Genomic DNA, 22,322 nt, shown 5'->3' on the forward strand with positions numbered 1-22,322 from the left:
CCTCATCGATGCATCCGTGCGGGCGAGGTCCGCGAATTCCGCATCGAGGGCCCCGATCCGGTTGTCGAGGGCATGCCATTCGTCCCGCATATCCTCGATCAGCACCCTCATCCGACGGCCGATGGTCGTGTCCCCATCCGTGGTGTAGCTCTGCGGTAGCGTCGTCGATCTCGTCCGCGCATTTCATCGCGCTGTAGGACGGATCGGCGGCGCGGTGGTCACCAGCGGTTTCCGGTTAGGCTTGGGTTGCGACATCCAACCCGGACCGGAGATCCCCTGATGACCGACGACATGATGAGCCTGCGCAGCCTTCTGGAGAAGACCCCTGATGCCGATCTGCTGCGCGAGATGATCGGCCTTGCCGCCCAGCGGCTGATGGAACTGGAGGTCGGTGCTGCGACCGGCGCCAGCTATGGCGAGAAGAGTGCCGAGCGCCTCGCCCAGCGCAATGGCTACCGCGACAGGGACTGGCAGACGAGAGCCGGCACAGTCGAGTTGCGCATTCCGAAGCTGCGCAGGGGCAGCTACTTTCCCGGCTTTCTGGAGCCACGGCGCATGGCCGAGAAGGCCCTGACTGTTGATTTCCACGCGGAACTGACCCGGGAAGTCGCCTGATTTCCACTGAGATTTGACCCATGTGACCTTCCCCTCCGATCGCGCTGAGCGAGGGGGGCATTGGAGTGATCCACATGGGACTTTTGAACGTCATCCGCCGCTTGGCTCTGCGTGAGAAGCTACCGATCCGCGAGATTGCCAGGCGGACCGGGCTCTCCCGGAACACCATCAAGAAGTATCTGAAGGCTGGCACGATCGAGCCGAAGTTCTCGGTGCCCGAACGGCCGAGCAAGCTGGACCCGTTCGCCGACAAGCTTGCGGCCTGGCTGAAAGCTGAGGCATCGAAGTCACGCAAGCAGCGCCGGCCTCTGACACACCTGCACGCCGATCTTGTCGCTCTCGGTTCACCGGTTCCTACAACCGGGTGGCTGCGTTTGCTCGCGAGTGGTCTGCCGATCGGCAGCGCGAGCAACACACGACAGGGCGCGGTATCTTCATTCCCCTGACGTTCCGCTCCGGCGAAGCCTTCCAGTTTGACTGGAGCGAGGACCATGCCTTGATCGGTGGCGATCGAACCAAGCTGCAGGTCGCTCATATCAAGCTGGCGCACAGCCGGGCCTTCCTGGTCCGCGCCTATCTGCTCCAGACTCACGAGATGCTGTTCGACGCGCATTGGCACGCCTTCCGGGTCTTCGGCGGTGTGCCCGAGCGCGGCATCTACGACAACATGAGAACGGCGGTGGACCGTATTGGGCGCGGCAAGGAGCGCTAGATCAACATGCGCTTCCTAGCGATGGCAAACCATTACGTCTTCGAGCCGGAGTTCTGCAATCCAGCCTCTGGCTGGGAGAAGGGGCAAGTCGAGAAGAACGTGCGGGATGCACGACCGCGTCTTTGGCAGCCGATGCCGGACTTTCCCGATCTCGCCGCGCTGAACGCCTGGCTTGAGCGGCGCTGTCTGGAGCTTTGGCGGGAGATCCCGCATGGCCGCCTTGCGGGGACCGTTGCCGATGTCTGGGCCCAAGGGCAGCCCGCCTTAATGCCGGTGCCGCCCGCCTTCGACGGGTTCGTCGAGCAGAGCAAGCGGGTCTCGCCAACCTGCCTGATCAACTTCGAGCGCAACCGTTACAGCGTCCCGGCGTCTTTCGCGAACCGGCCCGTCAGCCTCCGTATCTACCCGGACCGGCTTGTCGTTGCGGCCGAGGGGCAGCTCCTGTGCGAGCATGAGCGGCGGATTGATCGATCGCATCACCTGCCACCGCGCACAATCTATGACTGGCGTCATTATCTCGCGGTCATCCAGCGTAAGCCCGGCGCGCTGCGCAACGGCGCCCCTTTCGCTGAACTGCCGTCAGGCTTCCGGCGATTGCAGGAGCAGATGCTGAGACAGCCTGGTGGCGGTCGCGAGATGGTCGATATCCTTGCCCTGGTCCTGCAGCACGATGAGCAGGCTGTACTGGCCGCAGTCGAACTGGCCCTGTCCGAGGGGATCGCAACCAAGACCCACGTGCTCAACATCCTGCACCGTCTGATCGACGCGAAGACGATCGACGGTCCGGTTATCGACACACCGCAAGCGCTGCTGCTGCGCCGGGAGCCCGAGGCCAATGTCGAGCGCTACGACGGTCTGCGTGCCTGCAGTCGTGGAGGCCGCCATGCGTCATGATCCCGCCAGCGGCGCCGTCGTCATCATGCTGCGCAGCCTCAAGATGTATGGCATGGCACAGGCCGTCACCGATCTGATCGAACAAGGCGCGCCTGCCTTCGATGCCGCCCTGCCGATCCTGACGCAGCTTCTGAAGGCCGAGATGGCCGAACGCGAGGTGCGCTCGATCGCCTACCACATGAAGGCTGCACGCTTCCCGGCTTATAAGGATCTGTCAGGCTTCAACTTCTCGGCCAGCGAGATAAACGAGGCTACGGTGCGCCAGCTTCATCGCTGCGAGTTCATCGAAGGAATGCAGAACGTCGTGCTGATCGGCGGGCCAGGCACAGGCAAGACACACGTCGCGACCGCCCTCGGCATCCAGGCAGTCGAGCATCACCGGCGGAAAGTCCGGTTCTTCTCGACCATCGAACTCGTCAACACGCTCGAACAGGAGAAGGCCAGGGGCAAGGCCGGCCAACTGTCCGAGACCCTTGCCCGTCTCGACCTCGTGATCCTGGACGAGCTTGGATACCTGCCGTTCAGTGCCTCCGGCGGCGCGCTGCTCTTCCATCTGCTGAGCAAGCTCTACGAGCGCACCAGCGTTGTCATCACGACCAATCTGAGCTTCAGCGAGTGGGCCACCGTCTTCGGCGATGCCAAGATGACCACCGCTCTACTCGATCGGCTCACCCATCGCTGCCACATCTTGGAAACCGGAAATGACAGCTTCCGCTTCAGGGCGAGCACCGCAACCACCAACCGCAGAAGGAAGGAAAGCGAACATACCTTGACCCAGTCATGACCATCTCAACTTAACTCGAAGCCGGGTCACTTCTCGATGGAAAACCCGGGTCAGTTCCGCGTGGAAATCAACATAAGGGGATCCTCGATCGCGTCGGAATGTCGAAATGCGGAAACGGTGGTATCCGTCGTCATAGATGGGGTGGTTGCCGCCCTCCCGATACGGCATCGCAATGTGCCAAGGTCGTGGTGTTAAGAGCCACGAAGCGGAGAGGACGGCAGATGAAGGATACGATGATCGGCGTGGATCTGGCAAAGAATGCGTTCCAGCTCCACTGCGCCTCGATGACGGGGCAAGTGAAGTTCCGAAAGAAGCTGACGCGGCTGCAGTTCCTGAAGTTCATGGCGGAACAGCTACCAACTGTGGTGGTGATGGAGGCTTGCGGCAGCGCCAGCTATTGGGCGCGCGAGATGGTCAAGTTCGGCCATGAGGTGAAACTGATCGCCCCACAGTACGTCCGGCCCTTCGTAAAACGCCAGAAGAACGACATGGCAGATGCCGAGGCAATCGTCATTGCCGCGCAACGCCCCGAGATGCGTTTCGTCGAACCGAAGTCAGAGAAACAGCAGGCGCGTGCTGTGATGTTCCGCAGCCGAGAGCGCCTTGTCCACCAGCGCACAGAACTGGTGAACGCATTGCGCGCAGTCCTTTACGAATACGGCCATACCATTCCGCTGGGAATCAGACAGCTCAAGCGAATTGAGGCGCTGCTTGATGAGCCAAACAGCGATCTGCCCGCGCTGGTCCGTGCGGAATGTCGGGACATGATGGCGCAGATCGCGGAGAAAACCACCCGAATCGAAGCCCGAACGAAGCGCGCCGCGGAATTGGCCGCCTCGGACGACATGGCAAAGCGTTTGCAGACGATGCCGGGGGTCGGACCGCTGACCGCGTTGGCGGTCGAAGCCTTTGCTCCGGACATGACAAGCTTCCGGCGCGGCCGCGACTTTGCGGCATGGCTCGGGCTTGTCCCGCGTCAGCATTCCACGGGCGGCAAGCAACGGCTGGGGCGTGTGTCGAAGGCCGGCCAAGCCGACATCCGACGACTCCTGATTATCGGGGCGATGTCGCGACTGAACTGGCTAGGCCGCCGGACTATTCCCGAGGGGTCCTGGCTCGCGCGCATGGCAGAGAGAAAGCCGCGGATGCTCGTCGCCATCGCTCTGGCGAACAAGATGGCGCGGGCAATCTGGGCCATGCTGACAAAGAACGAGGACTATCGTGATCCGGCATGGGCTGCCGCTGCATGAGCTTCATGGCGCGGACGACAGCCCGCCGCCGGTGACGGAGGTGTGAGAAGCCGAAAACCAGAATGGGCAAAAGATCGAACAGATCCGGACGGTAAAACCAGGCGATACGCCAGAGCCCCGAGCTCGTTTCATAGATTTGGACCCGTTTCGCGGATCACCATACCGGCCAGCGACACGTGAACGCCGCAGAAACAGGCCTGACACAAGACCGCGCTCGATCGCATGCTCATAGGTAGAAAACTTCTTGCATCACGGGCGGCAACCACACAAGGCGTATCGCTCCTCTGGAGGTTCGGGCAGGCTTCAACAACCGCCCCGATACGCCGCCTTTCTCAAACCGTCATCACCCAGTTTCCGCCATAGCTCGATTTTCGCCACTGGCGACCCGAACGGCCCGTGCCGAACTCGATCGCGACCGCGCGAAGACGCCTCACAAGCGCACTCGTGCCAAGTCTCGAGCGATGTCCCTTTTGTGCAACTAGAGCACATCCGGCTTAATCCGGTCCATAGCCGGCAGCGGCGAAGTAGTTGGCGCATTCGTCTGGCTTGAAGAGCGGGATGACGGCGCCGACTGCATCCCACAGCCCGTCGACTGTTCTTTTGGCCTTCGATCTCATCATTGCCTTGAGCTTGGAGAAGGCCATCTCGATTGATGGTGTGGATGGCTCCTGCTCCCGGCGTCGCACTGCGCCATGGTTGGGAAGTTGTCGTCCCGAGCAATGGAGCCTTCCACGTCAGTGCTTGCCACAGTCGGTATCGATCTCGCAAAGAGCGTTTTCCAGATCCACGGCGTCGATGAGAACGGTCGCGTTCTCATCGACGCCAGCTCCGCCCAAGCCAGTTGCTCGCGTTCTTCATGAAGCGGCCGCGGTGCCTGATCGGCATGGATGCGTGTGCGGGCGCCCACGACTGGGTCGCAGGCTTCAAGAGATGGGCCATGATGTTCGCCTCATGCCGCCGTCATACGTGAAACCCTACGTGAAGCGCGGAAAGACGGACGCTGCGGCAATCTGTGAAGCGGTGACGCGTCCCTCCATGCGGTTCGTCGCCGTGAAGAGCGAGGCCTGCTCGTCGGTTCTCGTTCTTCATCGCACACGAGACTTAATGGATTTTGCAACTGGCCTTGCCGCCGAGGACTCCTGCGCTTCGATCACAAGTCCGCCGACCGTTGCGCGTCGACAAAATGATCCCTCTTCCAGCACGAGCGCCATGTCAAATGCGAAGAGGCCCCACTTTGGCCCCACCCTCCTTGTTCAAGGCCCTGCTTCTTCTGGTAGTCTTCCCGAAGCTACAAGAATGCGTTGGTTTCATCGAAGGGCGGGCGCCGCTTGCGCGCTCCATTCCACCTTCTTGCTCCTCTTAAGGAGCCGCGATACGGTTCGTTTCCGTATCGGCGCGCCGCTGGAGAGGCTTCGCCGTGCTGAGCTTCGCCTCTAGGAGGTGCCGAACTCGCATGACCTCTGCCGGATTAGGTGCGGGCAGTTTGAATGCCGGAAGCTTGCTGCCCCCCTTCGGCGGCCGCGCATAGTGAGTGAGAGCCGTAAGGTCCGTCCCGTGGCCCAACAGAGCGCCGACCTCCGCCCGCGACAGGACCGCCTTCGCGGCGGCAGCGAACGTGTGCCTTGCCGTGTAAAATGTGGGACGGCGCGTTCGGCGCGGCCAAACCTCCTGAGAAACCTCACCGAGGGTGTCCCTGAGTTGAGCGTAGTAGGTCTCCCAAACCTTTCGCGCTCGTCTCCGATCTCGGGGCAGTTGGGTCGCTATATGTGCCAGCCAGTCTTGGATCGCATGAACTTCGGTGCTGCAGCCGCTCCACGACAAGCTCCGGGTCGGTCCGTGCGACCGGCCGTTCGTACTCTTGCCGTTCTGCACCTCCAACTTCCATTCGTTTTCCGCGTCCTCGAAAAGCTCCGCATTGATCCACTCGCAAGGCCGAAGGCCGGTGACGAGGCCGGCCGTGAACAATAGGAGAACCGCCGGGGCGTGACGCCGGTGGGAATCCAAGAGGGCCGCGACAATCTTCGCCCAATCCTGCTCGCAGATACGCTTCTGCTTCAGCGCAGAAGTTCGGGAAGGGATCTGCCCCCGTGGCGACAGCGGAGTTCCGCGGGTCGAATCGAGGATGGCTACGGCCCGTTGCACCTCCATACCCAAGCTCGGCCGCAAGCCTTTGACGTCAAGAATGGCTTCAAAGACCGAGATCGATGCAGCACGATACTGCCGGAAGCTGGAAGTGGCCAACACACTGCGGCGGTCTTTGAGCCACGCGGCGAAGCCCGGGAGCGAAGGGCATCCTGACGCATCGAGCTGATAGTTCGCCAAAAGCAGTGCGACGCGATTTTCGTAACGGTCGGTCGTTTCTGCAGATCGGGAAATCACCCCACCAGAAAATGAAGCACTATCAATAGCTTGTAGAGAGGTCGCCGTCACAGCGCGACCTCCAAGGTCCAGTGCCCAGTTTCATCCTGTCGGGTGCACCATCTCCGTACCAATCTGCGAACACCGAAGCGCCAGCGGCTTTGCTTTCTGCACGGCTCGCCGTCCCGAACATCACCTGCTCGAGTATCGCCGACGATGCGGATCGTCGCGTCGTTCGCCTCGACCTGCTCAGAGCGGGCGCGCGGGTACGCCTCGGAGAGCAAGACGTCACCGGTGGGGTGTTCTCGCGCATGGTCCGGCCGATCGGACCGGGTTTCCGTGACGGGATCCACCGCTAATTCTGAGGTACCTGGGCCGGATAGACGATTCTTCCGTCGCCCGTCTTCTCCGCTCCCGGCGTCGGGGTGGCAGGGTCGATGCGGCCGGGGGCCATCAGGTGATCGACAGAGTGTCCGTTGAGCAGGAGATGGTCCGTGATGATCCGGCGGTGGCAGCGCCACCAGACCGCCTCCGAGCACATCATGGCGATACGCTGATCTCGACCACGGCTTAGAAGATCCTCGAACGCGGCTGCGAACGCTTCGCCGAGGGCGTAGTCCGCGTAATTGTGGAAGCTCTGGAGGCGCCACATGGCATTGCAGCATTCATCGACGCCGGATTGTTTGCGACGTCGACCTCCGAGGTCGGGGGCGTGCAGATAGCCGATCTGAACCTGTCCGAGCTCATCCGGGAAGCTGTCGATATTGTAGACCGGATTGCTGCGGGAGCGCGGAAAGGAGCGAACGTCCACGAGGAGGCCGATCCGGGCCTCCCGCAGCATCCGGATGGTCTCCTGAAGCTCGCGGTTCGAATGACCGATGGTCGTGAACTGCGCGACCATCAATCCACCTTCGTCAGCGCACTCTCCTTATGCGCCGCGATGTGGTCGGTCTTGTCGCTCTCGATCTCGTATTGGGGGTCATCTTTCGACGCTCGGCGACGGTGGCCCTTGTAGTCGAAATCGGCATGGTGAACCCTGAGGATCCTCCCGGTCACATGACCGGCTTCGGAATTCCAGCCGACGTGGTCGCTTTCGGAAAACTTCGCCATGCCGTCCTCCTTCTGCAGCGAAATTCCTCCTGTGCCGCATTGTTCCGATCGGCTGGCGAACCGGGCGGGGATCCCGGATCTGGCGCGATGGTCCGCGCCAGTGCCGCAGCGGCGGCCAGCGCTATTGCGGTTCCATTCGTCTCGGCGCGGCTGGCCTCGTCGCTGTCGCAGACTCATATAACCTCCGACGCAAAGCGGAGATGACCATGGCAGAACACGAAGTCGAGCAGACGCGGAACGACACGCTGATCGCAGAGAACGGCGAGCGCGCGATCTACAGATTCGAGATCAGGAAGCCTGACGGCATCTGGACGCCCATGTTCCGAGGGCAGGACACCATTCATGACGTTCAGGGCGGCGAAGTGGCTGCCCCGGCGCATCCGACCTTCCCCACCGAAGAGCAGGCCCGGGAGTGGCTGGAGGCTCGCACGGACTGACGCGCCGGTTGTCCGCGATTCTTGCCGCATTTCGAGCGCGGGGCTGCCCGGCAGTTCCGCGTTCGCAGGCTGGGTCTGATCTGCGTGTCACTCACGGACGCGGATCAGCCCGCCTAGTCTTCTCACCATGCGAGCAGATGCGTTTGGGCGACGGCCTGAATCATCTCAGCACCGCGACCTGACGCAGGCGGTCGGCGGCGAAATCGACGAAGGCCCGGACCTTTGCGGCGGCCCGGCGGCCTTCGACGTGAACGAGATGGATCGGCAACGGTTCGGGCTCGTGATCGGCGAGCACCGTCTGCAGGGTTCCGCCCTCCAGATCGGGCCCGATCTGGTAGGACAGCACCCGGCACAGGCCCCAGCCGCTGCGCACGATGGCGATCGAGGCGGCCACGCTGCTGACCGTCAGGCGCGGCTCCACCCTGACGATCCGGGTTCCGTCCGGGCCGAACCGCCAGGCCTTGACGGGACCGTCGGGCATGGTCGCGACGAGGCGGTGCTGCGCCAGATCGGCCGGGTCCTGCGGAATTCCGTGCTCGGCGAAATAGGCCGGCGCCCCGCAGACCACCCGGCGGACCTGACCGATCCGCACCGCGGCGAGATCGGAGGACGCCAGGGGACCGATCCGCAGGGCGACATCGATCCCTTCCTCGACGAGATTCACGATCCGGTCGACCATCAGCACTTCGGCGCTCATCCCCGGAAAGGCGTCCAGGAACCCGGTCAGCAACGGCGCGATGTAGATCCGCCCGAACTCCTGCGGACAGGTGACGCGAAGTTGACCGACCGGCTTGCCGGCTGCGCCGGACGCTGCCTCGTCGGCGGCCTGCAGATGCGCGAGGATTTCGCGCACCTCCGCCAGATATCGCCGCCCCACATCGGTCAGCCGAACCTTGCGCGTCGTGCGGGTGAACAGCCGGGCACCGAGGCTTGCCTCGAGGGCGTTGACGCCCCGCGTGGCCGACGGACCGCTCAGCCCCAGGGTCCGGGCTCCACCGGCGAAGCTCTCCGCCTCGGCGACGGCAACGAACATCCTGAGAGACTGCAGCCGATCCACCGCGGCCTCCATTGCTTCGAGAACTGCAACAGTGCGCTGCTGGTTTCGCCCATTCTTCCGGAAGATGAGCATCGCTAGCTTGTCGGCGAGACGCAAGCCACGCCCATCCGAAGGAACGCGATCCATGCGCCAGGACAGCTCTCCCGCCACCCGACCGGTGACCCTCTATCGCAACCCGAATTCCGGCCATTGCCACAGGGTGGAGCTGATGCTCCGCTTCCTCGGGCGGCCCTATGCGACGGTCGACCTCGACATGGCCAATGGCGCCCACAAGCAGCCGGATTTCCTGGCGCTCAGCCCGCTCGGACAGGTGCCGGCGATCGAGGACAATGGCGTCACGCTGGCGGATTCGAACGCCATCATCACCTATCTCGCCTTGCGCTACGGCGACGGCCCGGCCTGGACCGGCCGCACGCCGGTCGAGGCGGCGGAGGTCCAGCGCTGGCTGTCGATTGCCGCCGGCGAGATCGCCTCCGGCCCCTGCGCGGCGCGACTGGTGACCCTCTTCGGCGCCAGGCTCGACCACGATCTGGCGAAAGCGCGGGCACATGCGCTCTTCGCTGTGATGGACACCCATCTCGACGACCGCGACTGGCTGGCCGCCGATCGCCCGACCCTCGCCGACGTGGCGGGCTACAGCTACATCGCCCATGCGCCGGAGGGCGGCGTCAGCCTCGCCCCCTACCCCCAGCTTCGCGCCTGGCTCGCACGGATCGAGGCGCTCCCTGACTTCATCGGCATGGCCCGGTCGCCGGCGCTCGCCTGACACCGGCAGCAGGCCGCCCGGACACGTTCCGCTGCAAACCCCAGGAGCAGCCCCATGGCGTTCCCCACTTTCCACGCCGGCGAACTGGAAGCGCAGCGCCGGGCCGGCGTCGGCGACGTCGCGGCCGCGGCCGCCGGCTTCATCCGCGACCGGATCCCCGAGCAGCATCGGGCCTTCTTCGCGTCGCTGCCGTTTCTCGTCATCGCAAGCGGCGACGAGGCCGGCCAGCCCTGGGCCTCGATCATGGAGGGTCCGGAAGGCTTTGCTACCTCGCCGAACCCGCGCCAGTTGCGGTTGGCGGCCAGCCTCGACCGTGCGGACCCGCTGGCCGCCACCCTCGCCTCCGGCAGCGCGATCGGCATGCTCGGGATCGCGCTCGACAGTCGCCGGCGCAACCGCCTGAACGGGTTCCTGCGCCCCGAGGGGACGGGCTATGTCGTCGACGTCCACCAGAGCTTCGGCAATTGCCCGCAATATATCCACGCGCGGGAATGGTACCGGATCGAAGCCCGCCAGACCCCTCCCGCCCGGCACTTCGACCGGTTGCAGCCATCCCACGAGGCCTGGATCGCGGCTGCGGATACGCTCTTCATCGGCTCGGGCGTCGGGGCCGACGGAAGCCGCACGGCGGGCGGCTTCGATGCCTCCCATCGCGGCGGCGAGCCGGGTTTCGTGCAGGTCGCGACGGACGGCTCCCTGCAGATCCCGGACTATCCGGGCAATAATTTCTTCAACACCATCGGCAATCTCATCCGCGACCCCAGGGTCGGGCTGCTGTTCGTGTCCTTCGAGACCGGAAGCCTTCTGCATATCGCCGGGTGGGCGCGGATCGAGTGGGATGCGGCGGGCAGCGACGATCCGCAGGCGCGGCGCGTGATCCGCGTCGCGATCGATCGCGTGGTGGAGCGCCCCGGTGCCCTGTCGCTGCGCTGGCGCCGGGACGGCGTGGAAACGCTGGGAATGACGGTGATCGACAAGGTCGTCGAAAGCGATGCCATCACCTCGTTTCATCTCGCCCACCGGGACGGCGGGCCGCCGGCGCCGTTCCAGCCAGGCATGCATCTGCCCGTTGCACTGACGGTCCCCGGACAGCCGGGCCCGGTGCGGCGCAGCTATTCGCTGTCCGGCAGCCCGACGGCGCGGCATTACCGCATCAGCGTCAAGCGGGAGGACCGGGGGATCGCCTCGCGCTTCCTGCACGATGAGATCGCTGTGGGCGACACGATCATGACGGGGCCGCCGGCGGGTGCCTTCCAGGCTCCGTCCGGCGACAACCCGCTGGTGCTGGTCAGCGCGGGGGTCGGCGTCACGCCGATGCTCTCGATGCTGCATGCCGGCGTGGAAAGCCGTTCGGGCCGGCCGATCCGGATCGTCCACGGCGCCCGAAACCGGCGCAGCCACGCTTTTGCCGCCGAAATCGACGCGCTGGTTGCCGTGGGCGCGTCCATCGTACGCCGGATCTATTACAGCGCCCCGGACGCCGCGGACGCGCCCGGCGTTCACTTCGACAAAGCGGGGCGGATCACGGCCGCGGACCTCATCGCCCTTAATGCAGGTGCAAATGCCGATTACATGCTCTGCGGTCCCGAGCGTTTTCTCGCGGACATCCATGCGGGCCTCGAAGCCGGCGGCGTCGATCCCGGGCGGATCCATTTCGAGACCTTCGGTCCCGGCGGATGAGACGCCGATCGGAGGGTGAAGCAACTCCGCCGGCGCGCCGGCCAGACCGGATCGGGATGCGGTGCCCGCGCTGTCCTAGCCGAGGGCGTCGATGACGCCTTGGGTCGTCGTCACGGTGGCGACGTTCTGCATGGCGTAGTTGATCGAGGCCTGGTGCCAGTCAGCATTCATGGTCGAACAGGCATCCTGCGGCACGATCATGTGGAAGCCCTTGTCGGCCCCGGTGCGGGCGGTGTGCTCGACGCTCATGTTGGTCCAGGCGCCGCAATTGATGATCGTGTCGCGTCCGCCATGGCGCAGATAGGCTTCGAGCCGGGAGGTCTCCCAGGCGCTCATGCTCATCTTTTCGACCACCAGATCGCCGGGCTGCGGGGCGAGGCCATCGACCGGGGCGGCGCCCCAGGTGCCGCGCACCAGGGCATTTTCGCGCTTCAGGCCCTTCATCAGTTCGGCATGCTGGGCGAGATAGGGCGCGCCCGGCTCGATCAGCATCCAGACATGCAGCACCATGATGCCGCGCCGGCGCGCCACCTCGGCCAGCCGCGCGGCATTGGCGACGACGTTCTGGGCCCGGGCATGGTCGGGCGCGCCTGAGGCGGCAAAGGCGCCGCCGTCGATGATGACGTCGTTCTGCAGGTCCTGCAGGATCAGGGCGGTGCGGGCCGGGTCGATCCGTGCGTCGAGCCGCGGGCGAAGGTTCAGCGCCGGAGCGGCCACCCGGCCCGATGACGGCGCCGGGGATGGCGTGGGGGTGGGGGCCGGGGCGGCAGCGGCGCGCCGCTGCGTGGTGCGCGGATACATGAAGGGTTCGTCGCGGCCACGGGTCAGGGTCTGGACCGAATAGAGCGACGACGTCGCGCACAGGAACAGCGTCGACCAGTCGTCGCCGCCCCAGTGCAGATTGGCGACCATCTCGGGGCAGTTGATCTTGCCGATCAGTTCGCCGTGGAACGAGTAGACCCAGACGCCGCCGGGGGCGGTGACATAGATGTTGCCGTCCTTGTCCGCCTTCATGCCGTCGGGCAGGCCGGGCTTCAGCCGGTCCTGGATGCCGCCGGCGAAGAGCCGGCCGTTCTCCAGCCCCTTCGCCGTCACGTCGAACAGCCGGATATTGGCCTGCTCGGTGTCGTTCACCCACATCCAGCGCTGGCAGGGCGAGAAGGTGAGGCCGTTGGGCTGGCTGAACAGATAGCGGTCCACGACCAGTTCGGGCTCGTCCCCCGGGACATGGCCCGGGGCAAGGCGATAGACGCCCTGAAAGCCGAGCTGCAGCGGGCGCGGCACGCCGAAATGCTCCCGGCGACCATAGGTCGGATCGGTAAACCAGATCGCGCCGTCATTGCCGACGACGATGTCGTTGGGGCTGTTCAGCTCGCGGCCCTGATAATGCGAGCAGAGGACGGTACGCGTCCCGTCGGGCGCGATGCGCGCGACGGAAGAGGTGGAATGCTCGCAGACCAGAAGGTTCAGGTCGGCGTCGTAGGTCATCCCGTTGGCCTTGTTGGTCGGCTTCTGGATGACGGCAACGCCCTGCCCCGGCGTCCACTGGCGGCGCGTATCGGCGGGCATGTCGGAGAAGATGAGGTTGCCGTTCACCGGGTGCCACAGAGGCCCCTCGGTGAAGGTGAAGCCGGTCCCCAGCAGGCGGACGGGGGCGTGTTCCTCGACGATGTCGCGGAAGAAGCCGTCCGAGATCGCTTCATGTGCCATGGCCTTGCCCCTCTCGTCGCGAATGGATGCCGCGCCCGGCACCAGCCGGCCGCCTCTGGTTGGCGGCGCGGTTCATGCCCCTATGCCCCCTGGTCAGCCGGCAAAGTCAGACCGGGAACCAGGGACGGTTCGGCAGGGTCTCGGTCATCGGGCCGGGCACGGTCATGCCGAGCCGCCCGACCACCTTCTGGCGCTCGATCTTCGCCGGCCGGTCGTGGATCGGCAGCAGGAAGGTGTAGTTGTTCAGGAGCTTCTTGATCGCGCCCTTCTCGGCCCGCTTGGATTCGGAATGGTTGCCGGTGACGCGCGGCTCCATCCAGTTGTTGGTGTGGACGTGGTTCACGATCTGGTCGTTGAAGTCGTAGATGACGTCGCCGCAGATGCAGGCGAGGCCCTCGGCGGTCTCGACGATGACATTCATCGAGCCTTCGGTGTGGGCCCCCGCCGGCTCGCACCAGACGCCCGGAATGATCTCCTCGGCGCCGGTGATGTCGAGATCGAGGAAGCGCATCGCCTCGGGCTCGTAGATGCGGTCGACCAGATGCTTGATGTCGGGCTTGGGATATTGCGGGAACATGATCCCCGACACCGAGAACTCCATCTCGCGCCGGTTGATGACCACGGTCGTGTTCATCGGGAACAGATCGTCCTTGCCGGCATGGTCGATATGCAGATGGGTGTGCAGCACGTAGCGGATGTCGCCGAGCTTCAGCCCGTGCCGGGCGAGTTGGTTCTCGATCATGTTCTCGTGGAACTGGAGGCCGCGCATGCCGAGGCTCTCCATGATGGCGTTGTCGCGGTAGCCGGTGTCCACCACGATCGGATATTCGCCGCCGGTGATCAGAAAGCCGTAGACCGGCACCCTTCGGGTGCGGCCGCATTCGTGCCCGAGGACGAGGAAGCTCGTCTCCAGCTCGATGTCGCCATAGTCGAGGATGTGGATCTGCAAGGCCATGATGGTCTCCCCCCTTGTGTCGTCTACAGCCGGTAGATGCGGGCTGCGGTGTCGTTGAAGATCGCGGATTGCTTCTTGGCGGACAGGGACTTCGCCCCGGCGCGAAAGGCGTTGAACAGCTCGGTGTAGGAGGTCCAGAGCTTCTCGATGGGGAAGTTCGACCCGTACATGCAGCGCTCGGCGCCGAAGAGCTTTTCGGTCGCGAGGATCATCTCCTCGATGAAGGCCGGATCGTTGCGATGGATGAAGGTGCCGAAGGCACTGAGCTTGGTGACGACGTTCGGGCAGTCGGCCAGCCGTTTCATGCCGTCGCGCCAGGCGCCGTCGCCGGCCTCGGACCGGTCCTCCTTCATGCCGGCGTGCTGCAGGATGAAGGTCACCTCGGGGCAGGCCCGGGCGAGCTCGGCGGCGCCTTCCATCTGGCCCGGAAACACCTGCAGGTCGAAGCTCCAGCCATAGTCGGCGAGCCGGGCGACGTTCTTCTGCACGGTCTCGTCGCGGGCGAGATCGGGGGTCCTGGCAAAGCGGTAGAGCGGGTTCTCGTGCCAGTGGAGCTGCTGGCGGATGCCGCGCATCCGGTCGTGGCGCTTCAGCTTGTCGAGCTGGGCGGACACGTCGCGTTCGGTGAAGTCCGTATAGCCGACGATGCCGGCGATGGTGCCGTGCTCCTCGGCGATTTCCTGAACCCAGGCGACCTCGTCGGCGGCCCAGTTCGGGGCCCAGTTGGCCTGCACATAGACCGATTTCGCAATGCCCGTGCCGGCGAGGTCGGCCTGGTATTCGCGGATCGAATAGTCGCGCATGATCGCGCGGTAGGGCCCGAAGATGCGCGGCTGTTCCGGGCCGATCAGCCAGGGCAGGTCCGCCTGGCGCCAGATGTGATGATGCGCGTCGATCATTTTCGTCTCGCATATTCGAGGAAGTGATCCGCCACCCGGCCGGGCGAGGCGCCGTCGCCGAGATGGTCGAGGACGGGCAGGATTATCTGCAGCCCCGCGGTGCGCGGGGCGTAATGCGGGTCGGCGGCCAGCGGCGACAGCCAGTCGACCCGCCAGGCGATGCGGGAGAGGCGGTTGACCGCGTCGACCATCGCCGCCGGCGAGCCGCGCTCGAGGCCGTCGGACACCACGGTCACCGCCGCGCCGCGCGCAAAGCCGGCGTAGCGCGGCACCGCGAGAAAGGCCTGCAGGGCCTCGCCGATCCGCGTGCCGCCATCGAAATCGGCAACGGCCTCGGCGGCGCGGGGCAGCGCCTGTTCGGCGTCGGCCGGCTTCAGGGCCGCGGTGATCCGGGTCAGGCGGGTGCCCAGCGTGAACACTTCCGCCCGGTCGGCGGCCTGCACCAGCGCATGGCCGAGGCGGATCATGCCCTCGCTCTGCGTCTTCATCGAGCCGGACACGTCGATCAGCAGCAGAACCCGGCGCTGGCGCGACTTGCGGCGCGTCTCGTGCAGGCGCAGCACCTCGCCGTCGCGGCGGGCGGCCTCGCGCAGGGTCCGACGCAGATCCATCCGGTCGCCGTGCCGGGTTGCGCGCCGGCGGTAAGACAGGCGGCGCGGCAGTGCGGCCGGCGCGTGCCGCAGGAGGCGCGCTGCCGCCGCGTCGTCGCGGCTGGCGATGCTGCGCGACGTCAGGCGTTCGGCCTCGGTCGCATCCGCCCCCGCCTCGCTCTCCTCGTCCCCGGCTTCGATGTCCTGCGTCCCGCCGGTCGGCTCGTGGGCTTCCGATTCCTCGTCCTCGGTCTCTGACGGGGCCCGGATGACCTGGTCGAGAAACACGGCGCGGAAGATCGCGTCGTATTCGGCAACACGTTCGGGCGGCACGGCAAACAGCGCCCGCCCGGCGCGCCAGATATCGGTCATGTCCCGCGGGCCGAGAACGCCCACCGCCGCGATGAAGTCCACGGTCTGGTCGGGCGAGACGGCGAAACCGGCCTGACGCAGGGACGGCGCAAAGCGCAGGAACGGATCGAGGGCGCGCGGGGTCATGCCGCCTCGCCCGGCAGGATCGCCGCCAGCCGGTCCCGCATGTAGGAGAGGTCGTCATGGTCCTTCAGCGCGACGCCGATCGCGCGGGCGAAGGCGTCGGGCCAGCGGGCGCCCTGCGCATTCAGCAGCGTGGCGGCCTCGGCCCATTCGACGGTTTCGGCGACACCCGGCGGCTTGGCCAGCGGCTCCTGCCGCAAGAGGCCGACCGAGGCCACCACGGCCCGGGCCGTCGCTTCGGCGACGCGCGAGGCGCGGGTCATGACGATCCGGGCCTCGAGCTCCGGCGAGGGATAGTCGATCCAGTGATAGACGCAGCGGCGGCGCAGCGCCTCGTGCAGGTCACGGGTGCGGTTCGACGTCAGCGCCACGACCGGCGGCTGCACCGCGCGCACCGTGCCGGTCTCGGGGATCGAGATCGTGAAATCGGAGAGGAATTCCAGGAGGAACGCCTCGAACTCGTGATCCGCCCGGTCGATCTCGTCGATCAGCAGCAGCGTGCCGGTGGGATTGCGCAGTGCCGCCAGCAGCGGCCGTTCGAGCAGGTAATCCTCGGAATAGAGATTGACGTAGTCCTGCCCCGCCTGCCGGATGGCCAGCATCTGGCGTGGGTAGTTCCATTCGTAGAGCGCCGAGGCGGCATCGATCCCCTCGTAGCATTGCAGCCGGATGACGCTGCGGCCAAGGACGCCGCCGAGCGCCTTGGCCGCCTCGGTCTTGCCGACCCCGGGCGCGCCTTCCAGAAGCAGCGGCTTGCCGAGCGCCAGCGCCAGATAGGCGGCCGTCGCCAGCGCGTCGTCGGCGATGTACTGGGCGCCGTCCAGCGCCGTCTGCAGCTCCGCGGGAGACGAGATGCCGGCTATGGTCGCCCGGGTCACCATCAGGCGGCGCGTCCTTTCGAGCGGGCCGGCGGGCGGGCGCCGCCCATTTCGCGCAGGCCGCGCAGGATCTTCTCCGGCGTGATCGGCAGCCTGTCGCAGCGCAGGCCGATCGCGTCGTAGATGGCATTGGCGATGCCGGGCAGCACGGGGTTGGCGCACATCTCGCCCGGCCCCTTGCCGCCAAAGGGCGCATCCTCGGCCGGGCGTTCCAGGACGGCGATGTGGTGGGGCACGATCTGGGCGGGCCCCGGCATCAGGTAGTGGTTGAAGTCCGTCGCCCCGTGCCGGCGGTCGGGATAATAGGGCTCGGTGGTCTCGTAGAGCGTGTGGCTGACGCCCATCCACGCCCCGCCGATCAGCTGCTGCTCGACCAGTTTCGGATTGAGCGCACGCCCCACCTCATAGGCAGAGTTGATCTCCTTCACCTCGACCTCGCCGGTCTCGTCGTCGACCTCCAGGTCGATGATGAGGGCCGCATGGGCGAAACAGGTCACCGGCGTCATCTCGCCGGTCTCGGGATCGGCGCTGGATGGCGGGATCAGGAAGATGCCGCGGCCCGACAAGGTGCGGCCCTGCTTGAACTGCGCGGCGATGGCCGTCTCGGCCACGGTGATCGCGCGGCCCGGCGCGCCCTTGACGTGGATGTTGCCCTTGCCGTCGGTCGTCAGGTCGCCGGCATCGACTTCCATCTCCTCGGCCGCCGCCTCCAGCATCTGCCGCCGCGCCTCGGCGCTCGCCCGGATCACGGCATTGCCGACCCGGTGCGTGCCGCGCGAGGCGAAGGAGCCCATGTCGTGCGGGCCGGTGTCACTGTCGGCGGTGTCGACATAAACGTCCTCGATCGGCACGCCGAGGGTTTCGGCGGCGATCTGGCGCGACACGGATTTCATTCCCTGGCCGAGATCGATGGCAGAGAGCGCCACCATGAACTTGCCGTCGGGCGTCGAATGGACCAGCGCCTGCGACGGGTCGCCGCCGAGATTCATGCCGATCGGATAGTTGATGCAGGCAAAGCCCCTGCCCTTGTGAATGGTCATGTCAGCGCCTCCGCGTGCCGGACAGGAAGGGCGAACTGCCGGGACGGCGCGTACCGCGGGAGAACGGCTTGTCGGGCCGATAGGGCTCGGGTTCGGTCGGTGCCGGCCGCTGGTAATGCGCATCGTGCGGCGCCCCGGTTGTCGAGGCGGGCGGCGAGCCCGGCGCCGGCTGCGTGCCGTAGGATGGTGACGCGGGCGGCGGAGCAGATCGCGCGGCCGGGGACGGCGCGGCTGGGGGCGGTGTCGGCCGGGGCGGCACGATACCGCCGCCGGTCTGGGACGCCGGCCGATAGGGCGCGGAAGGCTGTGCGGCGCCGGAGGCCGGGCCCATTGCGGCGGGCGGCGTCTCGCTACCCATCCGGTGGCCGATGCGGTCCGCCTCGATCTGCATGTCGGGGTTCTGCGGCGGCGCCGCGACGATGGTCGCGCCATGCTGGCCGGCCGGCACCCGGCCGCGGCCGTTTTTCGAAGGGGCGGTCGAGGCCGTGCGCCCGGCCCGGCGCTCGCCGATCCGGCCCTCGTCGTCGGTCACCGTCTCGGGGATCGCCACCCGCTCCGGCGTGCCGCCGCCCGTCAGCGACGATTGCGCCATCGCCTCCCCGGACAGCGGCCATTGCGCCTTGCCCGCCGCCACCTGGCAGCATTCGATCAGCGCGGTGTTCTTGGCCTTGCGCCGATGCGCCTTCATGTCGCCGTCGCGATAGGCGTTGAGGATGCGCAGCTCGATCGGGTCCATGCCGACGGCCTCGGCGACACGGTCCATCTGGCATTCGATGGCAAAATCCACCGCCGTGATGCCGAAGCCCCGCATCGCCGTCGCCGGGGTGCGATTGGTGACGCAGCAATAGACGTTGGACGCCACATTGGGGATGAAATAGGGGCCCGGCAGATGGCCGGTGCCCTTGACGATGGCGTAGGAGGACAGGCGCGTATAGGCGCCGCTGTCGAAGAAGCCGGTGAATTCGCGCGCGACGATGCGCCCGTCGGCCATCACGCCGTCCTTGAGCCGCCAGCGCTCGGCGCCGCGCGGCGCGCCGACCTGCATCTCCTCTTCCCGGTCCCAGGCAAAGCGCACCGGCCGCCCGGTCAGGATCGCGCCGAGAACGGCGGTCGGCTCGACGATGCTGTCGACCTTGCCACCGAAGCCGCCACCGGCCGTGCCGCCGATGAAGTGCAGGCGCGAGGACGGGATGTCGAGGAGCTTGGCCGTGGTGCCAAGCGAGAAGAACAGCGCCTGCGTGTTGGTGTAGCAGACATAGCGGTCGTTCTGTTCGGGCGCCGCGATGGCCCCGCAGGTCTCGATCGGCGCCTGCTCGATCGGCGACATCTGGTACTCGGCCTCGACGATATGGTCGGCGCGGGCGAAGGCCGCGTTCACGTCGCCGAAGCGCAGTTTCTGGTGATCGTAGCGCTCGTGATAGTCGAAGCTGTTGTTGGGATAGACCTCGTTGACCACCGGCGCGCCGGGCTTCAGCGCCTCCTCGGGGTCGAGGACATGGGGCAGCACCTCGTAGTCCACCCGCACCTGGGCCACCGCCTCGCGCGCCAGGCGTTCGGTGTCGGCGATCACCCAGGCCACCGTCTCGCCCTTGTAGCAGACCTTGTCGTGGGCGCAGAGGGGCTCGTCGTCCTTGCCGAAATTGATCAGCGACAGCAGGGTGTTGAGGTTGTTCGGCACGTCCCTCGCGGTCGCGACGCGGCGCACGCCCGGCATCCGCTCGGCCTCGCGCGTGTCGATCGAGCGGATTCGCGCATGGTGGTGGGGCGAGCGGACGGCGCGCATATGCAGCAGGCCGTCGAACAGATGGTCGTCGTAATAAGGCGTGCGTCCTGTGACATGGCCGAGAATGTCCTGGCGGATGGTCGGCTGGCCGATCTCCTTCAGCGTGTCGTCGCGTTCGTCGGCGAACAGGTCCTTGCGGAACTCGATGCTGGTCATGCCGCGCCCCTCATCCGCTGGCTCGCCCTCATGACCGCGTCGATGATGGGTTCGTAGCCGGTGCAGCGGCACAGATTGCCGGAGATCGCCTCGGCCACCTCGTCGCGGCTCGGGCTGGGCTGCCGGTCGAGCAGCGCCTTGGCGGCCATCAGCATGCCGCTGGTGCAGAAGCCGCACTGGGCGGCGAACTCTTCCATGAAGGCCGTCTGGAGCGGATGGAGCTGCGGCCCGCCGGCCAGTCCGCCGGTGGTATTGATGCGCCGCCCCTCGACGGTTTCGGCCAGTGTCAGGCAGGCCAGATGCGGCTGGCCGTCGATCAGCACGGTGCAGGCGCCGCAGGTGCCCTGGGCGCAGCCCTGCTTCGGCGACAGATCGCCGGCGCCGCGCCGCAGGACGTCGATCAGATTGGCGCCCTCGTCGACGAACAGCGCGGTCTCGGCGTCGTTCAATGTGAATCGGACGGGTGTCTTGGCCATCAGCGCGCCTCCCTCAGCAGCAGGCGCCGCAGATGCACCGGGGCGACCTCGCGCCGGTACCATTCGCTCGCCAGCGCGTCGTCGGCCGGGGCGAGCCCGTCGAGACAGGCGGCCACCGCGCGCTCGATGCCGGCCGGGTCCAGTGTGCGGTCCCGCAAAGCGCGCTCCGCCGCCTTGGCGCGCAGCGGGGTCGGCCCCATGCCGCCGAAGGCGATCCGCGCGTCGGTGATGCGGCTGCCGCCCTGCAGCCAGGCGGCGATGGACAGCATCGACACGCCCTTCGGCTTGACCCGGCTGATCTTGGCCCAGCGGAATTCCGACGCGGTGGCGCGCGGCAGGATGACCGCCGTCACCAGTCCGCGCTGGCGGTCGCGACCGGCGAGGAAGGTTTCCATCGGCTCGGAGGCACCACCGGCCATCTCGACCCGCGCATCCAGCGCCAAGAGCGCGGTGGCCAGGTCGCCATAGGGATGCGCCGCGAAGAGATTGCCGCCGACTGTCGCCATATTGCGGACCGCAGGCCCGCCGATCATCCGGGCCACCGGATGCAGGATCTCGGCGTCGCGCGCGGCGAGAAGATCGGCCATGGTGGCGCCGGCGCCGATCCTCAGGCCGGTGCCGTCGGACCGTATCTCGCGCGGCATGGTGCGGGCCCGCACGATGCGGTCGAAGGACGGATCGGCGTAGTTCACGCCGCGCATCACCAGCGTGCCGCCGGCCAGGAAGCGGGTGCGATCGCCCATCTGCCGGGCCGCCTCGTCGAGTGTCGCGCAGGTCTGAACGCTCAGCATGTCAGGCCCCCAGCTCGGTTCGGATCGCCTCGAAGCCGGCGACATAGATGCCGTCGCCGACCGCGGCCCCCAACTCGGCCTCCCGGCCCTTCGGCGTGTCGAAACGGCTTTCCCAGTGCCAGAAGGTGGCGTCGCCATCGGTGACCGGGGACAGCCGGATGTGGGCGACGTAGTTGAGCAGCGGGATCGGCGTATCGAGCAGGCAGTAGGTCATCGACATCTCGGCATCCGACAGGGTCAGCAATTGCTCGCGCAGCTCCTCGCCGGTCTCGAGCCGGAAGCGGCGCACGGCGCCCACCTGGTCGGTCACGCGGCCGCGCTCGACCTGGCTGGTGGCGACCGCCGGGTGCCAGCGGTCGTGGCCATTGAAATCGCGCACGATCTCCCAGACCGCCTCGACCGGCGCCTCCAGAACGGTGCTGCGAACGACGTGAACCATGAGCGCCGCCTAGCCCCCGAAATGCCGTTTGAGCGCGTCGAAACCGCCCTGGAACACGTTGCGGCCGGTGCCGGTGACGAGATCGGTCTCGTCCTTCGGATCGCAGCTGAATTCGGCCGACCATTCGGCGAAGCAGTGTCCCGTATCGGTGACCGGCGTCAGGCGCAGGGTCGCCATGTAGTCCGACCAGGGCTGCGGGCCGTCGAGCATGACGTAGGTGACGAACAGGTCGTAATCCGACATGCCGACGAGCTGCTCGCGGATGTTGTCGCCGCTCTGCAGGTGGAAGCTGCGGATGCAGCCGATCTTGTCGGAGGGCAGGGCGTCCTCGATGCGGCTGTCGCGGATGCGCGGATGCCATTTCGGCAGCGCGTTGAAGTCGCGGATCCGCTCCCACACGCGGGACGCCTCGGCCGGAATGACCGAGCTGACATAGACCCTCGCCAT

General features: G+C 66.5%; 19 protein-coding genes and 5 pseudogenes. 8 read left to right on the forward strand and 16 right to left on the reverse strand.

The window, feature by feature from the left end; translation table 11 throughout:
• Positions 1-279: 279 nt before the first annotated feature.
• The 4 genes and pseudogenes from H9Q09_RS19010 to H9Q09_RS19025 form a co-directional block, all read left to right on the forward strand.
• Positions 280-576, forward strand: a pseudogene (locus H9Q09_RS19010) (transposase); the annotation flags it as partial.
• Between the two features lie 113 nt (positions 577-689).
• A pseudogene (gene istA, locus H9Q09_RS19015) lies at positions 690-2,221 on the forward strand (IS21 family transposase).
• Positions 2,211-3,005 carry an IS21-like element helper ATPase IstB gene (gene istB, locus H9Q09_RS19020; RefSeq protein ID WP_187392342.1) on the forward strand — a complete coding sequence of 265 codons (795 nt, stop codon included), beginning with the start codon at positions 2,211-2,213 and terminating at the stop codon, positions 3,003-3,005. Before istA ends, istB begins: the two are co-directional and overlap by 11 nt.
• Positions 3,006-3,226: 221 nt before the next feature.
• Entirely contained in the window at positions 3,227-4,255 is a 1,029-nt protein-coding gene (locus H9Q09_RS19025) for an IS110 family transposase (RefSeq protein WP_187392343.1), read from the forward strand.
• 494 nt (positions 4,256-4,749) lie between these two features.
• On the opposite strand, the pseudogene H9Q09_RS19030 reads toward H9Q09_RS19025, so the two are convergent.
• A pseudogene (locus H9Q09_RS19030) lies at positions 4,750-4,905 on the reverse strand (IS630 family transposase); the annotation flags it as partial.
• Between the two features lie 69 nt (positions 4,906-4,974).
• Here H9Q09_RS19030 and H9Q09_RS19035 point away from each other — a divergent pair.
• Positions 4,975-5,362 (forward strand): annotated as a pseudogene (locus H9Q09_RS19035) (IS110 family transposase); the annotation flags it as partial.
• Positions 5,363-5,614: 252 nt separating this feature from the next.
• Here H9Q09_RS19035 and H9Q09_RS19040 read toward each other — a convergent pair.
• The 3 genes from H9Q09_RS19040 to H9Q09_RS19050 all read right to left on the reverse strand — a co-directional run bounded on the left by H9Q09_RS19040 (position 5,615) and on the right by H9Q09_RS19050 (position 7,723).
• Positions 5,615-6,685, reverse strand: a complete 1,071-nt coding sequence (locus H9Q09_RS19040) for a hypothetical protein (protein ID WP_187392416.1) — start codon at positions 6,683-6,685, stop codon at positions 5,615-5,617.
• A 283-nt stretch (positions 6,686-6,968) separates the two neighbouring features.
• On the reverse strand, positions 6,969-7,514 hold the full coding sequence (locus tag H9Q09_RS19045; RefSeq protein ID WP_187392344.1) for a DUF488 domain-containing protein: 546 nt from the start codon (positions 7,512-7,514) through the stop codon (positions 6,969-6,971).
• Positions 7,514-7,723: a DUF2945 domain-containing protein gene (locus H9Q09_RS19050; protein ID WP_187392345.1), complete on the reverse strand. Its 210-nt coding sequence runs from the start codon at positions 7,721-7,723 to the stop codon at positions 7,514-7,516. Before H9Q09_RS19050 ends, H9Q09_RS19045 begins: the two co-directional genes overlap by 1 nt.
• A gap of 206 nt (positions 7,724-7,929) precedes the next feature.
• Between H9Q09_RS19050 and H9Q09_RS19055 the strand changes: the two genes are divergently transcribed.
• Complete coding sequence (locus H9Q09_RS19055; protein WP_187392346.1) at positions 7,930-8,160, forward strand: hypothetical protein; 231 nt, start codon at positions 7,930-7,932, stop codon at positions 8,158-8,160.
• Positions 8,161-8,320: 160 nt separating this feature from the next.
• Here H9Q09_RS19055 and H9Q09_RS19060 read toward each other — a convergent pair whose 3' ends face one another.
• Positions 8,321-9,217, reverse strand: a complete 897-nt coding sequence (locus H9Q09_RS19060; protein ID WP_187392347.1) for a LysR family transcriptional regulator — start codon at positions 9,215-9,217, stop codon at positions 8,321-8,323.
• 124 nt (positions 9,218-9,341) lie between these two features.
• Between H9Q09_RS19060 and H9Q09_RS19065 the strand changes: the two genes are divergently transcribed.
• Together H9Q09_RS19065 and H9Q09_RS19070 are read left to right on the forward strand one after the other, a co-directional pair.
• Positions 9,342-9,983: a glutathione S-transferase gene (locus H9Q09_RS19065; RefSeq protein ID WP_187392348.1), complete on the forward strand. Its 642-nt coding sequence runs from the start codon at positions 9,342-9,344 to the stop codon at positions 9,981-9,983.
• 54 nt (positions 9,984-10,037) lie between these two features.
• Complete coding sequence (locus tag H9Q09_RS19070; RefSeq protein ID WP_187392349.1) at positions 10,038-11,663, forward strand: pyridoxamine 5'-phosphate oxidase family protein; 1,626 nt, start codon at positions 10,038-10,040, stop codon at positions 11,661-11,663.
• 75 nt (positions 11,664-11,738) lie between these two features.
• Here the strand turns inward: H9Q09_RS19070 and H9Q09_RS19075 are convergent, their stop codons facing one another.
• The 11 genes and pseudogenes from H9Q09_RS19075 to H9Q09_RS19125 form a co-directional block, all read right to left on the reverse strand.
• Positions 11,739-13,373, reverse strand: coding sequence for an isochorismatase family protein (locus H9Q09_RS19075; RefSeq protein ID WP_187392350.1), 1,635 nt, complete (start codon positions 13,371-13,373; stop codon positions 11,739-11,741).
• Positions 13,374-13,479: 106 nt separating this feature from the next.
• Positions 13,480-14,328, reverse strand: coding sequence for an N-acyl homoserine lactonase family protein (locus tag H9Q09_RS19080; RefSeq protein WP_024350879.1), 849 nt, complete (start codon positions 14,326-14,328; stop codon positions 13,480-13,482).
• A 23-nt stretch (positions 14,329-14,351) separates the two neighbouring features.
• The gene (locus H9Q09_RS19085; protein WP_187392351.1) at positions 14,352-15,227 is read right to left on the reverse strand and encodes an amidohydrolase family protein; all 876 of its coding nucleotides are present in this window, start codon (positions 15,225-15,227) and stop codon (positions 14,352-14,354) included.
• A complete protein-coding gene (locus H9Q09_RS19090) occupies positions 15,224-16,315 on the reverse strand; it encodes a VWA domain-containing protein (RefSeq protein ID WP_187392352.1) in 1,092 nt (363 codons plus the stop codon). The genes H9Q09_RS19085 and H9Q09_RS19090 overlap by 4 nt, the downstream gene beginning before the upstream one ends.
• Positions 16,312-17,193, reverse strand: a complete 882-nt coding sequence (locus tag H9Q09_RS19095) for a MoxR family ATPase (protein WP_187392353.1) — start codon at positions 17,191-17,193, stop codon at positions 16,312-16,314. The genes H9Q09_RS19090 and H9Q09_RS19095 overlap by 4 nt, the downstream gene beginning before the upstream one ends.
• Positions 17,193-18,230 carry a molybdopterin cofactor-binding domain-containing protein gene (locus H9Q09_RS19100; protein WP_187392354.1) on the reverse strand — a complete coding sequence of 346 codons (1,038 nt, stop codon included), beginning with the start codon at positions 18,228-18,230 and terminating at the stop codon, positions 17,193-17,195. Before H9Q09_RS19100 ends, H9Q09_RS19095 begins: the two co-directional genes overlap by 1 nt.
• Positions 18,231-18,834: 604 nt before the next feature.
• Positions 18,835-20,169 (reverse strand): annotated as a pseudogene (locus H9Q09_RS19105) (molybdopterin cofactor-binding domain-containing protein); the annotation flags it as partial.
• Complete coding sequence (locus H9Q09_RS19110) at positions 20,166-20,645, reverse strand: (2Fe-2S)-binding protein (RefSeq protein WP_187392356.1); 480 nt, start codon at positions 20,643-20,645, stop codon at positions 20,166-20,168. The pseudogene H9Q09_RS19105 and the gene H9Q09_RS19110, both read right to left, overlap by 4 nt.
• Positions 20,645-21,436: an FAD binding domain-containing protein gene (locus tag H9Q09_RS19115; protein ID WP_187392357.1), complete on the reverse strand. Its 792-nt coding sequence runs from the start codon at positions 21,434-21,436 to the stop codon at positions 20,645-20,647. Before H9Q09_RS19115 ends, H9Q09_RS19110 begins: the two co-directional genes overlap by 1 nt.
• Before the next feature lies 1 nt (position 21,437).
• Positions 21,438-21,875, reverse strand: coding sequence for an SRPBCC family protein (locus H9Q09_RS19120; RefSeq protein WP_024350887.1), 438 nt, complete (start codon positions 21,873-21,875; stop codon positions 21,438-21,440).
• Positions 21,876-21,884: 9 nt separating this feature from the next.
• Complete coding sequence (locus H9Q09_RS19125; RefSeq protein WP_187392358.1) at positions 21,885-22,322, reverse strand: SRPBCC family protein; 438 nt, start codon at positions 22,320-22,322, stop codon at positions 21,885-21,887.

It is taken from the genome of Aurantimonas sp. DM33-3 (assembly GCF_014334315.1).
Classification (GTDB): domain Bacteria; phylum Pseudomonadota; class Alphaproteobacteria; order Rhizobiales; family Rhizobiaceae; genus Aurantimonas; species Aurantimonas coralicida.

Excerpts from the sequence above, each read along its gene's own strand:
- istB (WP_187392342.1), top strand. The coding sequence starts at position 2,211 with ATGCGTCATGATCCCGCCAGCGGCGCCGTCGTCATCATGCTGCGCAGC.
- H9Q09_RS19025 (WP_187392343.1), top strand. The coding sequence starts at position 3,227 with ATGAAGGATACGATGATCGGCGTGGATCTGGCAAAGAATGCGTTCCAG.
- H9Q09_RS19045 (WP_187392344.1), bottom strand. The coding sequence starts at position 7,514 with ATGGTCGCGCAGTTCACGACCATCGGTCATTCGAACCGCGAGCTTCAG.
- H9Q09_RS19050 (WP_187392345.1), bottom strand. The coding sequence starts at position 7,723 with ATGGCGAAGTTTTCCGAAAGCGACCACGTCGGCTGGAATTCCGAAGCC.
- H9Q09_RS19055 (WP_187392346.1), top strand. The coding sequence starts at position 7,930 with ATGGCAGAACACGAAGTCGAGCAGACGCGGAACGACACGCTGATCGCA.
- H9Q09_RS19065 (WP_187392348.1), top strand. The coding sequence starts at position 9,342 with ATGCGCCAGGACAGCTCTCCCGCCACCCGACCGGTGACCCTCTATCGC.
- H9Q09_RS19070 (WP_187392349.1), top strand. The coding sequence starts at position 10,038 with ATGGCGTTCCCCACTTTCCACGCCGGCGAACTGGAAGCGCAGCGCCGG.
- H9Q09_RS19075 (WP_187392350.1), bottom strand. The coding sequence starts at position 13,373 with ATGGCACATGAAGCGATCTCGGACGGCTTCTTCCGCGACATCGTCGAG.
- H9Q09_RS19080 (WP_024350879.1), bottom strand. The coding sequence starts at position 14,328 with ATGGCCTTGCAGATCCACATCCTCGACTATGGCGACATCGAGCTGGAG.
- H9Q09_RS19085 (WP_187392351.1), bottom strand. The coding sequence starts at position 15,227 with ATGATCGACGCGCATCATCACATCTGGCGCCAGGCGGACCTGCCCTGG.
- H9Q09_RS19090 (WP_187392352.1), bottom strand. The coding sequence starts at position 16,315 with ATGACCCCGCGCGCCCTCGATCCGTTCCTGCGCTTTGCGCCGTCCCTG.
- H9Q09_RS19095 (WP_187392353.1), bottom strand. The coding sequence starts at position 17,193 with ATGGTGACCCGGGCGACCATAGCCGGCATCTCGTCTCCCGCGGAGCTG.
- H9Q09_RS19100 (WP_187392354.1), bottom strand. The coding sequence starts at position 18,230 with ATGACCATTCACAAGGGCAGGGGCTTTGCCTGCATCAACTATCCGATC.
- H9Q09_RS19110 (WP_187392356.1), bottom strand. The coding sequence starts at position 20,645 with ATGGCCAAGACACCCGTCCGATTCACATTGAACGACGCCGAGACCGCG.
- H9Q09_RS19115 (WP_187392357.1), bottom strand. The coding sequence starts at position 21,436 with ATGCTGAGCGTTCAGACCTGCGCGACACTCGACGAGGCGGCCCGGCAG.
- H9Q09_RS19120 (WP_024350887.1), bottom strand. The coding sequence starts at position 21,875 with ATGGTTCACGTCGTTCGCAGCACCGTTCTGGAGGCGCCGGTCGAGGCG.
- H9Q09_RS19125 (WP_187392358.1), bottom strand. The coding sequence starts at position 22,322 with ATGGCGAGGGTCTATGTCAGCTCGGTCATTCCGGCCGAGGCGTCCCGC.